General features: G+C 72.4%; 10 protein-coding genes and 1 pseudogene. 3 read left to right on the plus strand and 8 right to left on the minus strand.

Annotation, left to right across the window (positions count from 1 at the left end; translation table 11 throughout):
* Positions 1 to 28: 28 nt before the first annotated feature.
* Positions 29 to 1,645: a PLP-dependent aminotransferase family protein gene (locus ACIBW6_RS12495; RefSeq protein ID WP_399059210.1), complete on the minus strand. Its 1,617-nt coding sequence runs from the start codon at positions 1,643 to 1,645 to the stop codon at positions 29 to 31.
* Positions 1,646 to 1,802: 157 nt separating this feature from the next.
* Here ACIBW6_RS12495 and ACIBW6_RS12500 point away from each other — a divergent pair, with 157 nt between their 5' ends.
* From ACIBW6_RS12500 to ACIBW6_RS12510, 3 genes are read left to right on the plus strand one after another with little or no spacing between them, the layout of a single operon-like run.
* Complete coding sequence (locus tag ACIBW6_RS12500; RefSeq protein WP_399059300.1) at positions 1,803 to 2,273, plus strand: carboxymuconolactone decarboxylase family protein; 471 nt, start codon at positions 1,803 to 1,805, stop codon at positions 2,271 to 2,273.
* Positions 2,270 to 2,719 (plus strand): carboxymuconolactone decarboxylase family protein, encoded by a 450-nt coding sequence (locus ACIBW6_RS12505; RefSeq protein WP_399059212.1) that lies wholly within the window; start codon positions 2,270 to 2,272, stop codon positions 2,717 to 2,719. Before ACIBW6_RS12500 ends, ACIBW6_RS12505 begins: the two co-directional genes overlap by 4 nt.
* Positions 2,713 to 3,510 (plus strand): isocitrate lyase/phosphoenolpyruvate mutase family protein, encoded by a 798-nt coding sequence (locus ACIBW6_RS12510; RefSeq protein WP_399059213.1) that lies wholly within the window; start codon positions 2,713 to 2,715, stop codon positions 3,508 to 3,510. Before ACIBW6_RS12505 ends, ACIBW6_RS12510 begins: the two co-directional genes overlap by 7 nt.
* 271 nt (positions 3,511 to 3,781) lie before the next feature.
* Here ACIBW6_RS12510 and ACIBW6_RS12515 read toward each other — a convergent pair whose 3' ends face one another.
* From ACIBW6_RS12515 to ACIBW6_RS12545, 7 genes and pseudogenes are all read right to left on the minus strand, one after another.
* On the minus strand, positions 3,782 to 4,753 hold the full coding sequence (locus ACIBW6_RS12515) for an ABC transporter substrate-binding protein (RefSeq protein ID WP_399059214.1): 972 nt from the start codon (positions 4,751 to 4,753) through the stop codon (positions 3,782 to 3,784).
* 3 nt (positions 4,754 to 4,756) lie between these two features.
* Positions 4,757 to 6,721, minus strand: coding sequence for an ABC transporter permease (locus tag ACIBW6_RS12520; protein WP_399059215.1), 1,965 nt, complete (start codon positions 6,719 to 6,721; stop codon positions 4,757 to 4,759).
* 562 nt (positions 6,722 to 7,283) lie between these two features.
* Positions 7,284 to 8,384 (minus strand): annotated as a pseudogene (locus ACIBW6_RS12525) (glycine betaine/L-proline ABC transporter ATP-binding protein); the annotation flags it as partial.
* 17 nt (positions 8,385 to 8,401) lie between these two features.
* Entirely contained in the window at positions 8,402 to 10,087 is a 1,686-nt protein-coding gene (locus ACIBW6_RS12530; RefSeq protein ID WP_399059216.1) for a GMC family oxidoreductase, read from the minus strand.
* A 98-nt stretch (positions 10,088 to 10,185) separates the two neighbouring features.
* Complete coding sequence (locus ACIBW6_RS12535; RefSeq protein ID WP_399059218.1) at positions 10,186 to 11,688, minus strand: aldehyde dehydrogenase family protein; 1,503 nt, start codon at positions 11,686 to 11,688, stop codon at positions 10,186 to 10,188.
* 322 nt (positions 11,689 to 12,010) lie between these two features.
* Positions 12,011 to 13,000, minus strand: coding sequence for a malate dehydrogenase (locus tag ACIBW6_RS12540; protein WP_399059219.1), 990 nt, complete (start codon positions 12,998 to 13,000; stop codon positions 12,011 to 12,013).
* A 430-nt stretch (positions 13,001 to 13,430) separates the two neighbouring features.
* Positions 13,431 to 14,453: a DUF2690 domain-containing protein gene (locus ACIBW6_RS12545; protein ID WP_399059220.1), complete on the minus strand. Its 1,023-nt coding sequence runs from the start codon at positions 14,451 to 14,453 to the stop codon at positions 13,431 to 13,433.
* Between the last annotated feature and the right edge of the window lie 3 nt (positions 14,454 to 14,456).

The following is a 14,456-nucleotide window of genomic DNA, read 5'->3' on the forward strand; positions in this document are numbered from 1 at the left end:
CTCGGGTCTACGTGCTACGGGCTACGAGTCAGGGGAGGACTCGGCAGAGGGAGTCCAGGGCGCCGGCCCAGGCGTGGTCGGGCGGGGTGCCGTAGCCGACGACCAGGGCGTCGCGCGGGGCCTCGGGGAGGTCGGCGTCCTCGTGGCGGTAGCTGGACAGGCCGGTGATGCCCAGGCGTTGCCAGGCGGCGGCTCGGACGACGGACTGTTCGGTGCCGGGCGGGAGCTGGAGGACCGCGTGCAGGCCGGCGGCGATGCCAGTGGCGTGGACGGCGGGGGCGCGTTCTGCGAGGGCGGCGACGAGTTGGTCGCGGCGCCTGCGGTAGCGCAGGCGGGCGCTGCGCAGATGGCGGTCGTAGGCGCCGGAGTTCAGGAACTCGGCGAGGGTGAGTTGGTCGAGGACGCCGCAGGACCAGTCGCTGACACCCTTGGCGTCGATGACCTCGTCGATGAGGCCGGCCGGCAGGACCATCCAGCCGAGCCGGAGCCCGGGGGCGAGGGACTTGCTCGCGGTGCCGAGGTAGACGACGCGCTCCGGGTCGAGACCCTGGAGGGCGCCGACGGGTTGGCGGTCGTAGCGGAACTCGCCGTCGTAGTCGTCTTCCAGGATCAGTCCGCCCGTCCGGCGCGCCCAGTCGACGACGGCGGACCGCCGGTCCGGGTGGAGGGGGACGCCCATGGGGAACTGGTGGGCGGGCGTCAACAGGGCCGCGCCGACCGCGGTCGTCGCCCCGGCGTCGCCCGTCACCCCGGCGACCCCCGTCACCCTCGTAGCCGCGACGTCCCCTAGCGCCCCGGCGCCCCCCGTCGCCCCGGTCACTGCGGCAGCCCCGGCCACCCCGGCGGAGCCAGCAGCCCCGGCGGCCAGGACGGACCCGGCAGCCCCGGCGGCCAGGACGGACCCGGCAGCCCCGCTCCAGGCGTCGAGTTCACCGGTGTCCGTGCCGAGGGCGTCCAGAGGGAGGGGGTGGGTGCGGAGGCCGGCGCGGGTCAGGAGGTTCCAGTGGAGGTCGAGGCCGTAGGACTCGACGGCGATGTCGTGGACGCCTCGGCGGCGCAGCACCTCGCCGAGCAGGGTGAGGCCCTGCACGAAACCGGCGCAGATGACGAGGCGGTCGGGATGGGCGTGGACGCCGCGGGCGCGGGCGAGGTAGTCGGCGAGGGCGGTTCGTAGTTCGGGGCGGCCGCGGGGGTCGCCGTAACCGAGGGCCTCGTTCGGGGCCGCGGTCAGGGCCCGGCGTGAGGCTCGGAGCCATTCGGTGCGGGGGAAGGAGGAGAGGTCGGGGAAGCCGGGGTGGAGGTCGTGGAGGAGTTTGCCCGGGGTGCGGCGGCCCGGGCCCTGGACCGGGCGGGGGGCTTCGACGGGGCGTTCGGCGACGCGGGTGCCGGAGCCCTGGCGGGCGGTGAGCCAGCCCTCCGCGACGAGGTCGGCGTAGGAGTCGGCGACGGTGTTGCGCGCGATGCCCAGGTCGACGGCGAGGGTGCGGGAGGCGGGGAGCCGGGTGCCGGGGGCGAGGCGTCCGCCGCGTACGGCCTCGCGGAGCGCGTCGGTCAGGCCCCGGCGCAGGCCGGAGCCGGTGGGCTCGATGTGGAGGTCGATGCCGAGGGCCTGCCCGGAGGACGAAGTGGCCCAGTTTCTCTCCATGGGAATGGACCATACCCCTGGGCTAATCGCTCCATAGGGTCGAACCATGACGACACACGAGAACACGGCACAGCCGGACGAGACGCGCGAGAACGGGTCGAAGCAGGGCGGGCAGGACGGGCAGGGCGCTGCGGGGGCCGGGAGCGGCGGGGGGTTCATGCACGAGCACACGCCGCGGCTGGCCTGGGCTCAGCACGCCCCGGAGGTCTTCAAGGCGATGGTGCGACTCGACGCCGCGGCCCGGCGCGGGCTCGACCCGGTCACGTACGAGCTGGTCAAGATCCGCGCGTCGCAGATCAACCGTTGTGCACTCTGCCTGGACATGCACTCCAAGGATGCTCTAGCGGCGGGTGAGAGTGTGGAGCGGATCATTCAGCTCGCCGCCTGGGAGGAGTCCAAGCACTACTACACCGAGCGGGAGATCGCAGCGATAGAGCTGACCGATGCGATCACGGTGCTCACGGACGGCTTCGTCCCGGACGAGGTGTACGCGAGGGCGGCGAAGGTCTATGACGAGAAGGAGCTGAGCCAGTTGATCGCGGCGATCGCGACGATCAACGCGTGGAACAGGTTCGGGGTCTCCACCCGTCAGGCGCCGGGTCACTACCAGGCCGGGGACTTCAAGTGAGCGCGCGGACGACGCAGTTGGACGCTGGGGTCCGCGACGCGATGGTGGCGTTCGGCGCGGCGGCGAAGAAGGGGCTCGGGGATCCCGTTCTCGCCGAGCTGGTGATGATCCGGGCGTCGCAGATCAACGAATGCGCCTTCTGTCTCGACATGCATGTCGAGATCGCCGTGGAGAAGAACGGGGAGAGCGCGAAGCGCATCGCGTTGCTCAACTCGTGGTCCGAGGCGGGCGATCTGTACAGCGAGCGGGAGCGGGCGGCGCTCGCGCTGACGGAGGCAATAACGGTTCTGACGGACGGGTTCGTGCCCGACGAGACGTACGCGCGCGCCGCCGAACACTTCAGTGAGACCGAACTGGCGCACCTGATCGCCGCGATCGCGGCGATCAACAGTTGGAACCGGCTGATGGTCAGCCGGCGTATCGAACCAGGAGGACCCGCATGGTGAACCCGGAGCAGCCGCAGGGGGCCGTCGCCCCGGTGGAGGCCCTTCGTGCCCTGCATCACGACCGCGCGGCCGGTGACCCGTTGATCCTGCCGGGGCCGTGGGACGCGGCGAGTGCGCGGGTCTTCGAGGAGGCCGGGTTCCCGGCTCTGGCGACGCCGAGCGCGGGGGTCGCCGCGTCGCTCGGGTACGAGGACGGGCAGACGCCGGCGGACGAGATGTTCGCCGCCGTGGCCCGGATCGTGCGGGCCGTGTCGGTGCCGGTGTCCGCGGACATCGAGGCCGGGTACGGGATGGCGCCGAAGGAGCTCGTGGAGCGGTTGCTGGAGACCGGAGCGGTCGGGTGCAATCTGGAGGATTCGGAGGCGGACCCGAAGGCCGCTCCGGCCGGACCCGGCGGCCACGGGTACCAGGACCGGGTGCTCAAGGACGCGCGGCGGCAGGCCGACTGGCTCGCCGAGGTACGGGCGGCGGCCGGTGACCGGATCGTGCTGAACGCGCGGATCGACACGTTCGTCGTGAAGGGCGTCGAGAACCCGGTCGAGGAGGCGATCGAGCGGGCCCGGTTGTTCGTCGCCGCGGGTGCGGACTGTGTGTATCCGATCGGGGCGCCGGCCGAGGTGTTGCCGCGGCTGCGGGCCGAGATCGAGGGGCCGATCAACGTCGGGGCGCCGCCCGGGGGGCCGACGCCGAAGGAGTGGGGCGAGCTGGGGGCGACGCGGGTCACGTTCGGGCCCGGGTTGCAGAAGAGGGCGGCTGCCGCGTTGCGGGAGATCGCGGACACCATCGTCTGACCCGCGCCGGGACCGGGCGGGACACGGTCAGTGCCGGACAGCTCGCGCCTCGGTATCGGGGTTAGGCCTGCGCCGGACGCCCCCGCGCCCGGTGCCGGGACACGGTCTGGCGCCCCGGTGCCGGGACACGGCCGGCGCCGAACGCCCCGCGCCCCGGAGCCGCAGCCGGACCCCGAGCCGGAGCCGGAACCCGAGCCGCAGCCGGAGCCGGAAACGATCGTGCCGGGTGCCCCCGTCAGGTAAGGCACCCGGCACCGTAGAACCTGCCCCTTTATCGGGGCAGCCACGCCTCCCAGGTGGAGCGGTGGGTGTCGATCCACTTCTTGGCCGCTTCGTCGGGCGAGAGTTTCTGCTCGGCGATCAGGAGGGAGACCTCGTTCTGGTCCTCCGTCGTCCAGTGGAACTTCTTCAGGAGGGCCGCGGCCTTGCCGCCGTCGCGGGCGAAGTCGGCGTTGAGGTATTTCTGCAGCGGGGTCTGCGGGTAGGCGCAGGCGACCTTCTTCGGGTCGGCGTCGCAGCCCTCCTTGTAGGCGGGCAGTTTCACCTCGGTCATCGGGACCTTCTTGAAGAGCCACTGCGGCTGGTACCAGTACGTCAGGAACGGCTTCTTCTGCTTGGCGAACTGCTTGATCTGGGTGATCTGGGCGGCTTCGGAGCCGGAGAAGACGACCTGGTAGTCCAGCTTCAGGTTCTGGACGAGGGCCTTGTCGTTGGTGACGTAGGACGGGGAGCCGTCGAGGAGTTGGCCCTTGCCGCCGCTTTCAGCGGTCTTCAACTGGTCGGCGTACTTATTGAGGTTCTTCCAATCGGTGACGTCCGGGTGCTGCTTGGCGAAGTACGTGGGGACGAACCAGCCGATGTGCCCGGTGACGCCCAGGTCGCCGCCGTTGCGGATGGTCTTCTTGTCCTTGACGTAGCGCTGCTCCTGGTCGGGGTGGCCCCAGTCCTCCAGGATCGCGTCGACGCGGCCCTGGCTGAGGGCGTCCCAGGCGGGGACCTCGTCGACCTGGACGGTGTCGACGCGGTAGCCGAGTTCGTGCTCCAGGAGGTACTGGGCGACGGCGACGTTGGCCTGGGCGCCGACCCAGGACTGGACGGAGAGGGTCACCGTCTTGGCGCCCTGGGCGTTGGCGTAGGGGGACGCCTGTTTGGTCATGTCGGCGGCGCCGCAGCCGGTGACGGCCAGGAGCGCGCCGGCCCCGGCGACGGCGGCGAGTGTCCTGTGGGTGCTGCGCATGCGCATGGCTCAGGCCTTCTTTCCGGCGCTGGTGCGGCGTTCCGTCGGCTGCGTGACCCGGTCCAGCATCAGGCCGAGGCAGACGATCGCGGCGCCCGCGACGAGGCCGGTGGCGAGGTCGCCCTGGGCGAGACCGAAGACGACGTCGTAGCCGAGCGCGCCACCGCCCACGAGGCCGCCGATGATGACGACGGCGAGGACCAGGACGACGCCCTGGTTGACGGCGAGGAGCAGCGCGGGGCGGGCGAGGGGGAGTTGCACCTGCCGGAGCTGCTGGGCCGTGGTGGCGCCCATCGAGCGGGATGCCTCCATGGCGGCCGGGTCGACCTGGCGCAGCCCCTGTGCGGTGATGCGGACGACGGCGGGCAGCGCGTAGACGACGGCCGCGGCGGCGGCCGGGGCGCGGCCGACGCCGAAGAGGGCGACGACCGGGATCAGGTAGACGAACTGCGGCATGGTCTGGAAGACGTCGAGGACGGGACGCAGGGCGCGTTCCAGGCGGTCGCTGCGGGCGGCGGCGATGCCGACGGCGAAGCCGAGGACCAGGGTCACGGCGACGGCGGCGAGGACCTGGGAGAGCGTGTCGAGGGACGGTTTCCAGACGCCGAGCACGCCGATCGCGGCCATGGCGAGCACGGCGGTCAGGGCGGTGCGCCAGGTGCCGATCAGCCAGGCGAGCGCGGCGACGATCAGCAGCACCGACCACCAGGGCAGCCAGGTGAGGCCGGAACGCAGCGGGTCGAGGATCCAGGTGGTGAAGTGGCCGGCCCAGTCGGCGGTGCCGCCCACGTAGGGGACGCCGGTGTAGAGGTGGTCGGTCATCCAGTCGACGGCGTCGTTGACGGGGGTGGCGATGTTCACGACCCAGGCATCGGACCATTCCAGGCGGTCGGCGAAGCGGGCCGCGAGGGCGACCACGACGGTGCCGGCGGCGACGACGCCCCACTTCCAGGGGGCAGGGGCCTCGTGGGAGCCGAGCCGCTCCCCCGCGGCGCCGGTGACCCGGTCGAGGATGACGGCGAGCAGCACGATCGGGATGCCGGCGGCGAGCGCCGCGCCGACGTCGACGGAGGCGAGCGCCTGGTAGACGCGGTCGCCGAGGCCGCCCGCGCCGATGACGGAGGCGATGACGGCCATGGAGAGGGCCATCATGATCGTCTGGTTGAGGCCGAGGAGGAGTTCCTTGCGGGCCAGCGGGAGGCGGGCGGTCAGCAGGCGCTGGCGGCCTGTCGCGCCGAGCGAGGCGACGGCCTCCATGACGCCGCTGTCGGCGGAGCGCAGGCCCAGCGCGGTGAGGCGGGCCATGGGCGGGGCGGCGTAGACGACGGTGGCGAGGACCGCGGCGGGCACGCCGATGCCGAAGATCAGCACGACGGGGAGGAGGTACGCGTAGGCGGGGAAGACCTGCATGGTGTCGAGGACCGGGCGCAGGACGCGGTTCATGCGGTCGCTGAGGCCGGCGGCGAGGCCGAGCAGGGCGCCGAGGACGACGGAGACGAAGACGGCGACCGCCATGAGCGCCAGTGTCTGCACGGTGGGCACCCACATGCCGAGCGCGCCGCACGCGAGGAACGCGAGGACGGCGGAGGCGGCGAGGCGCCAGCCGGCCAGGCGCCAGGCGATCAGGCCGGCCGCGGCGGTCACGCCGGCCCAGCCCGCGGCGAGCAGGACGAGGTAGACGGCGCGGATGGAGAGGACGATCGCGTTGCTGATGTGGCCGAGGAAGTAGAGGAACAGGGGGTGGCTGTCCCGGTTGTCGATGATCCAGTCGCTGGCCTTGCCGAGGGGTTCGGAGACGTCGACGGTCAGGGCGTCCGGCCAGCTGCCGCTGGACCAGCGGGCGTGGACGAGCGGGGCGATCACCGCGGTGGCCACGGCGAGCAGCAGGAGTTTGCCGAGTACGCGGTTGCGGAGCAGGCCGCTCCAGCGGGTGGGGGTGTTCTCGGTGGGGGCGACGGTGACGGCAGCGGACATGTCAGACCGCCTTGTCGCCCGGCGCGGAGCCGGTGGCCCCGGCCGCGCCGTCGGACCCGGCCGAACCGTCGGACCCAGCTGAACCGGCAGACCCGGCCGAACCGGCAGACCCGGCCGCATCGTCGGACCCGGCCGAACCGGCAGACCCAGCCACGCTTGCCGAGCCGTCAGCCCCAGTCGCACTGGCCGTGCCGGCCGAACCATCCGCATCGGCCGAGCTGTCAGACCCAGCCGTGCCGGCCGAGCCCTCAGCCCCAGCCGCATCGTCGGACCCAGCCGAACTGGCAGACCCAGCCACGCTTGCCGAGCCCTCAGCCCCAGCCGCATCGTCGGACCCAGCCGAACCGGCAGACCCAGCCACGCTTGCCGAGCCCTCAGCCCCAGCCACACCGGCCCGGCCCGCCGCACCAGCCGCACCAGCCGCACCAGCCGCACCAGCCGCACCAGCCAAACCGTCAGCCCCAGCCGCACCGGCCCGGCCGGCTGAACCAGCCGCACCTTCAGACCCAGCCGCGTCGGCCAGACCCCCAGCCCCAGCCGCACCGGCCGAACCATCAGACCCGGCGGAGCCCATGTCAGCCCCGGTCGAACCCCCGGAGGGCCCCGTTCCTGCCACGACTTCCAGGAGTCGTTCGTGGTCGACGACGCCGACGCACTGGCCGGCGTCCATCACGCGGACGGCGAACCCGCTGCGGGCCACCGCCTCGATCGCCTGGGAGACCGTGGCGTCGTGGGCTATCTCGGGGCCGCGGTCGGCCTCGTCGGCGTCGGCGGGGCGCATGGCGCGCCGGACGGTCATGACCTGCTCGCGCGGGACGTCGCGGACGAACGCGCGGACGTAGTCGTCGGCGGGGGCGCCCACGATCTCCTCGGGGGTGCCGAGCTGGACGATGCGGCCGTCGCGCATGAGGGCGATGCGGTCGCCGAGGCGCAGCGCCTCGTTGAGGTCGTGGGTGATGAAGACCATCGTGCGGCCTTCCTCGCGGTGCAGGCGCACGACCTCCTCCTGCATGTCACGCCGGATGAGCGGGTCGAGCGCGCTGAACGGCTCGTCGAACAGCAGGACCTCGGGGTCCACGGCGAGCGCCCGGGCGAGGCCCACGCGCTGCTGCTGGCCACCGGAGAGCTGGCCGGGGCGGCGGGTCTCCAGCCCCTCCAGGCCCACCTTGGCGACGACCTCCATCGCCTTCGCCCGGCGTTCGGCGCGAGCGACGCCCTGGATCTCGAGGCCGTAGGCGACGTTGTCGAGGACGGTGCGGTGCGGCAGCAGGCCGAAGTGCTGGAAGACCATGGCGGCACGGCGGCGGCGCAGCGCACGCAGCCGGCTCTTGTCCATGGCGCGGACGTCCTCGCCGACGATGGTGAGGGAGCCGGCCGTGGGTTCGATGAGCCGGGTCAGGCAGCGGACCAGGGTGGACTTGCCGGAGCCGGACAGGCCCATCACCACGAAGACCTCACCGCGCCGGACGTCGAAGGAGACGTCGCGCACGGCGGCGGTGCAGCCGGTGCGGGAGCGCAGTTCGGCGGCGCTCAGGCCGGTCAACTCGGGGTCGTCAGGGACGCGTTCGGCTTTCGGGCCGAACACCTTCCACAGGTTGCGGACGGAGAAGACGGTCTCGGCGGAAGCGGTACCCGCTCCGGCGTCCGGAGCGGGGTCCCGCATCACAGTCTGCGTACTCATCACGCATCACCACCCAGCAGCTCGGCGCACTTCTCCCCGACCATGAGCACTCCGATCATCGGGTTCACCGCGGGCATCGTCGGGAAGACGGACGCGTCGGCGATTCGGATGGATTGCAGCCCGCGGACCCTCAACTCGGAGTCGACCACGGCGAGTTCATCACTCCCGGCGCCCATGCGACAGGTGCCTGCGGGGTGGTAGACGGTGTGGGCGACCTTGCGGGCGTACTCGCCGAGTTCCTCGTCGCCGGTGACGTCCGGGCCCGGGCACACCTCGCGCTTGAGCCAGCCGGCCAGCGGCTGCGTCCTGGCGATCTCGCGGGCGATGCGGATGCCGTCGACGAGAGTGCGCCCGTCGTAGTCGTCCTCGTCCGTGAAGTAGCGGAAGTCGAGGGCGGGCTTCTCCTCGGGGTCCGCGCTGGTCAGGTACAGCCGGCCGCGGCTCTTCGGCTTGGGGATGTTCGGCGTCATGGAGACCCCGTGCTCGGGCCGTTCGTAGCCGAGCCGCTCGGGGTTGTCCGTGAACGGGATCTGGTAGAAGTGGAACATCAGGTCGGGTCCGGCGGCCTCGGGGTCGCGCTGGACGAACAGGCCGGCGTCGCTGTCCATCGCGCTGTTGTCGGGGATGGGCCCGTCCGTCTCCCAGACGATGACCGACTCCGGGTGGTCGAGCAGGTTCTCGCCGACCCCGGGCAGGTCGTGCACGACGGGGATGCCGAGTTTCTCCAGGTCGGCCCGGGGGCCGACGCCGGAGTGCAGCAGCAGGCGCGGCGTGTCGACGGCGCCCGCGCACACGACGACCTCGCGGCGCGCCGAGATGAGCCGTTCCTCGCCGTCCTTCGTGCGGACGTGCACACCGCGCGCCCGCGGCCCGGCGGAGCCGCCGCCCACCTGGTCACGGTCGTCGCCGTGACCGGCGCCGGGGCGCTCGTCGGAGGCGAAGGCGAGCTTGTACGCCCATGTCTCCAGCAGCAGCGTCAGGTTGGGGCGGTCGCCCGCCTCCATGTGGGGGTGGAGGTAGGCGACGGAGGCCGAGGAACGCTTGTTGTTCTCGGGGTGGTAGGCGAGGTCGAAGAAGCCGACGCCGTCCTTGAACGGGCCCTTGTTGAAGCCCTCGACGCGCGGCACGCCGGTCGCGGTCTGCGCGGCTTCGACGAAGTCGCGGGCGATGGCGTTGCGGTCCTTCTCGTCGACGGCGACGATGTTGTTGCGCAGCTTGGCGAAGTACGGGTCCATCGAGCGGTGGTCCCAGCCCTCGGCGCCGGCCGCGGCCCACTCGTCCCAGTCGCCGGGCAGCGGCTTGAAGGAGATGAGGGTGTTGTGCGACGAGCAGCCGCCGAGCACCTTGGCGCGGCTGTGCAGGATGTGCGAGTTGCCGCGCGGCTGCTCGGTCGTGGTGTAGCCGTAGTCGAGGTCGCCGCCGAGCAGGCCGAGCCAGCGGCGCAGGGTCAGCACGTCGTCGCGGTCGATGTCGCTGGGGCCGCCCTCGATGACGGCGACGGTGACGCCCGGGTCCTCGGTGAGCCGGGAGGCGATCACCGATCCGGCGGTGCCGCCGCCGACCACCACGTAGTCGTACGTGTCGGCGGTGGGGCCATCTACCGAAGACGGCTCTACGTTCCCGGGGCGAGCGGCGTCGTGCGGCGGTTCGGGGTTCTCGTGCGGCGGTTCGGGGTTCTGCGGCATGCGTCAACTCCAAGGCAGGGCGGGGCAGGGCAGGGCGGAGCGAGGTACGCGCGTTCGGAGCGGTACCGGCGGTGCGGGGTGACGAAGAGGGCCGGGGTTCAGCCGGCGAACCACCGCACCGGCTTCGGCGCCAGGTTCTGGTAGACGTGCTTGGCCTCGCGGTACTCGGCGAGCCCCGCGGGGCCCAGTTCGCGTCCCACGCCGCTCTTGCCGAAGCCGCCCCACTCGGCCTGCGGGAGGTAGGGGTGGAAGTCGTTGATCCAGACGGTGCCGTGGCGCAGCCGGCCCGCGACCCGCCGGGCGCGGCCCGCGTCCGCGGTCCACACGCCGCCGGCGAGGCCGTACTCGGTGTCGTTGGCCAGGGCGACGGCCTCGTCCTCGGTGCGGAAGGTCTCGACGGTGAGGATCGGCCCGAAGGTCTCCTCGCGCACGACGCGCATCTCGCGGTGGCACTGGTCGAGGACGGTCGGCTCGTAGAAGTACCCGGTGGCGGGCCGCACCGGGCTCGCCTCGGGACGCTTGCCACCGCTGCGCAGCACCGCGCCCTCGGCGAGGGCGGAGGCCACGTACGACTCGGTCTTGTCGCGCTGCTGCTCGCTGACGAGCGGCCCGCACTCCACGCCGTCCTCGGTGCCGCGGCCGAGCCGGATCCTCTCGGCGCGACGGGCGAGCTCGGCGACGAAGCGTTCGCGGACGGACTCCTCGATGATGAGGCGGGAACCGGCGGAGCAGACCTGGCCGCTGTGGATGAACGCGGCGTTGAGCGCCTGGTCGACGGCGGTGTCGAAGCCGTCCTCGGTCTCGCAGGCGTCGGCGAAGACGACGTTCGGGTTCTTGCCGCCGAGCTCCAGGGCGACCTTCTTGACGCCCGCGGCGGCGGCCTGGGCCACCTTGGTGCCGCTGACCAGGCCGCCGGTGAAGGAGACCAGGTCGACGCCGGGATGGTCGGCGAGGCGCGCGCCGACCGTGGCACCGGGGCCCGTCACGATGTTGGCGACACCGGCCGGCAGCCCGGCCTCCACCAGCAGTTCGACGAGGACGACCGTGGTCAGCGGCGTGATCTCGCTCGGCTTGACGACGAAGGTGTTGCCCGCGGCGAGCGCCGGGGCGATCTTCCAACTCGCCTGGAGCAGCGGGTAGTTCCAGGGCGTGATCATCGTGCAGACGCCGACCGGTTCGTGTACGACGACGCTGTGGATCTCGTCGGAGCCCGCGTCGACGACGCGGCCCGCGCCCTCGCCGATCACCAGGTCGGCGAAGTAACGGAAGGCGTCGGCGACGCAGTCGACGTCGACGCGGCCCTCCTCCACGGTCTTGCCGGCGTCCCGGCTCTCCAGGAGGCCGATCTTCTCCCGGTCGCGGACGAGGAGGTCGGCGACGCGGCGCAGCAGCGCGGCCCGTTCGGCGACGGGCGTGTGCGGCCAGGGGCCCTCGTCGAAGGCGTGGCGCGCGGCGGCGATCGCGGCGTCCGCGTCCTGCGCGCCGCCCTCGGCGATCACCGCGAACGTCGTGGCGTCCGCGGGATCGAGGATCTCGCGGGTGGCTCCCGAGGCGGCGCCGCGCCACTCTCCGCCGACATGGATGGTGCTCTGAACTGACACGTCCTGCTTTGCCTTCCGTTCCGGTTCTCTCCCCCGAACACCGCAGATGCGCGGGTAAAAGCGCACTGCCGTGGTGCCGGATGTCCCTGCCCTGGCATGGCCAAAGCATGCACATTCCGTGGCCGGAAGTGCGCTGCGTCACCACCCGCGTCGCGGAAAGTCCGGAAAGACACCTGTCCGGGCGTCCTGTCCCGGCGGAGACGGCTGAGGCAGCGGGCACCGGCTCCGCGGGGACCCACTCCTGGCGTCCGGGAACACGAAACCGCCCACGACGGGCCCGAAGGCCCGCCGTGGGCGGCGGAGAACGAAAGGCGAGGGTCGGTCAGAGCAGACCGAGGCCGCGGACCGCCTCGCGCTCCTCGGCGAGCTCCGCGACGGACGCGTCGATGCGCGCACGCGAGAACTCGTTGATGTCCAGGCCCTGGACGATCTCGTACGCGCCGTCCTTCGTGGTGACGGGGAACGAGGAGATCAGGCCCTCCGGGACGCCGTAGGAGCCGTCCGAGGGGATGCCCATGGAGGTCCAGTCGCCCTCGGCGGTGCCGTTGACCCAGGTGTACACGTGGTCGATGGCGGCGTTGGCGGCGGAGGCGGCCGAGGAGGCGCCGCGCGCCTCGATGATCGCGGCGCCGCGCTTGGCGACGGTCGGGATGAACTCGTCGGCCAGCCACTTCTCGTCGTTCACGGTCTCCGCGGCGTTCTTGCCGCCGATCGTGGCGTGGAAGATGTCGGGGTACTGGGTGGCCGAGTGGTTGCCCCAGATGGTGAGGCGCTTGATGTCGGCGACCGTCGAGCCCGTCTTCTTCGCGAGCTGCGTCAGCGCGCGGTTGTGGTCGAGGCGCGTCATGGCGGTGAAGCGCTCGGCCGGTACGTCCGGCGCGGCGGCCTGGGCGATCAGGGCGTTGGTGTTGGCCGGGTTGCCGACGACGAGGACCTTGATGTCGTCCGCGGCGTGGTCGTTGATGGCCTTGCCCTGGGGCTTGAAGATGCCGCCGTTGGCCTCCAGGAGGTCACCGCGCTCCATGCCCTTGGTGCGGGGGCGGGCGCCGACGAGGAGACCGACGTTGGCGCCGTCGAAGGCGACGTTCGGGTCGTCGGTGATCTCGATGCCCTGGAGCAGCGGGAAGGCGCAGTCGTCGAGCTCCATGGCGGTGCCCTCGGCGGCCTTGAGCGCCGGGGTGATCTCCAGGAGGCGCAGCTTGACCGGCACGTCCGCGCCGAGCAGCTGGCCGGAGGCGATGCGGAAGAGCAGTGCGTAGCCGATCTGGCCGGCGGCGCCGGTGACGGTGACGTTCACGGGAGTGCGGGTCATGGCGTTCTCCGTAGGACAGCGGGTCTTTTGATCGATCTCTCGGCATCAAGAGATCCGGCCGTCAGGCTATCGCGCCGCGCCCCCACCGGACCTACCGGTGCGTGTGGCTCACCCCACAGAGCGACGCGGTCCGCGGTGCGCCGGGCGGGCCCGGCCGGGCGGGTGCGGGGCCGGACACGGAGGCGGCCGCCGGCCCGGGAGAGTGGGCGTTCGGCGGCCGCCGGGGTGTCACCGTGTGACCATCCCGTGGGGGTAGAGGTGCGCCTTCCCCGAAACGGAGTCTCCATGCACACCTTTTTCGCGGAGCTTCTTCTTCGCGGAGCTTCTTCTTCGCGGGGCTTCTTCTTCGCGGAGCTTCTTCTTCGCGGGGCTTCCTTCTCGCGCGGGGCTTCCTTCTCGCGCGGCTGCGAAGAGCGGGCCTACCCGAGCCCTACCTCGTACAGCCGCTCCGCCCGGAGTCGAGGGTCGCGCATGCCTTCGCCTCCGCCGCCGACTCCACCGCGAGCATCGGCGTGTACGCGTCCGTGTCCGCGTCGCCGACCAGCCCCTTCTTCGACGTCTCGGCCCCCACCCTCAGCCGCACGCTGTCACCGGGGGCCGCCCCCTGGATCCGCGCCCAGGCCGCCCGGCACGTCTTGCTGTACCGCACCTCGACGGTGACGGCGGCGACCGCGGTCCTGGCGGCGCTGGCGGCGAGGTCGCCGCCGCAGCCCATGGCCTCGGGGTCCTTGCCGGTGCAGCCGGCTCCCACGCACCCGACGCCCGCGGGGAGTTCGGGCGCGCTGGTGGTCGGCGCCGGGGGCGGCCCGGCGTGCTCCTTCGCGTCGCCGCCGCGGTCGCTGAACAGGACGTAGGCGACGAGCACGACGAGTGCCGCGCCCACGACTGCGGCGAGGACCAGGGGCAGCCGCCGCCGGCCCCTGTCACCGAAGGCGTCCGCCGGGGTCGCGTCCTGCGGGATCGCGTCCGGCGTCGCGGGGCCGAACTCCCCGGCCGGGGAGGCCGAGGCCGGTCCCGGCAAAGCACCGGCAGCACCGGCAGCACCGGCACCACCGGCACCACCGGCACCACCGGCACCACCGACGACACCAAAGCCCCCGCCCCCCACCTGCCCCCTCGGCGTGCCGGTCTTCCCCAGCCCGGCGCGTGCGTGGGATATCCGTATCGCTTCCATGGTCATGTCATGGCGCTTCGCGGAGTGGCTCCAGGCCCGTTCGGCGCGCTCCCACAACGTCATGAGGGGGGCGGGGTCGGTGCGGGTCGCCTCGGCGAGTGCCAGGACGGCGCCCTTCGGCGCGAGCCACCGCCCGTTCAGATACCGCTCCCACGAGGTCCGGCCGTATCCCGTGCGGTCCGCCAGCGCGGCCGTCTCCAGTCCGCCGCGTTCCACCAGCATCCGCAGCTCGGCCGCGAACTCCTTGGTCTCCGGGTCGAGTTCGTCCGGTAGCGCCATCCA

The organism is Streptomyces sp. NPDC049813, assembly GCF_044465085.1.
In the GTDB taxonomy this organism is placed as follows: domain Bacteria; phylum Actinomycetota; class Actinomycetes; order Streptomycetales; family Streptomycetaceae; genus Streptomyces.

Coding starts and splice junctions, on each gene's coding strand:
- ACIBW6_RS12495 (WP_399059210.1), bottom strand. CDS start 1,645: ATGGAGAGAAACTGGGCCACTTCGTCCTCCGGGCAGGCCCTCGGCATC.
- ACIBW6_RS12500 (WP_399059300.1), top strand. CDS start 1,803: ATGCACGAGCACACGCCGCGGCTGGCCTGGGCTCAGCACGCCCCGGAG.
- ACIBW6_RS12510 (WP_399059213.1), top strand. CDS start 2,713: ATGGTGAACCCGGAGCAGCCGCAGGGGGCCGTCGCCCCGGTGGAGGCC.
- ACIBW6_RS12515 (WP_399059214.1), bottom strand. CDS start 4,753: ATGCGCATGCGCAGCACCCACAGGACACTCGCCGCCGTCGCCGGGGCC.
- ACIBW6_RS12520 (WP_399059215.1), bottom strand. CDS start 6,721: ATGTCCGCTGCCGTCACCGTCGCCCCCACCGAGAACACCCCCACCCGC.
- ACIBW6_RS12530 (WP_399059216.1), bottom strand. CDS start 10,087: ATGCCGCAGAACCCCGAACCGCCGCACGAGAACCCCGAACCGCCGCAC.
- ACIBW6_RS12540 (WP_399059219.1), bottom strand. CDS start 13,000: ATGACCCGCACTCCCGTGAACGTCACCGTCACCGGCGCCGCCGGCCAG.
- ACIBW6_RS12545 (WP_399059220.1), bottom strand. CDS start 14,453: ATGGCGCTACCGGACGAACTCGACCCGGAGACCAAGGAGTTCGCGGCC.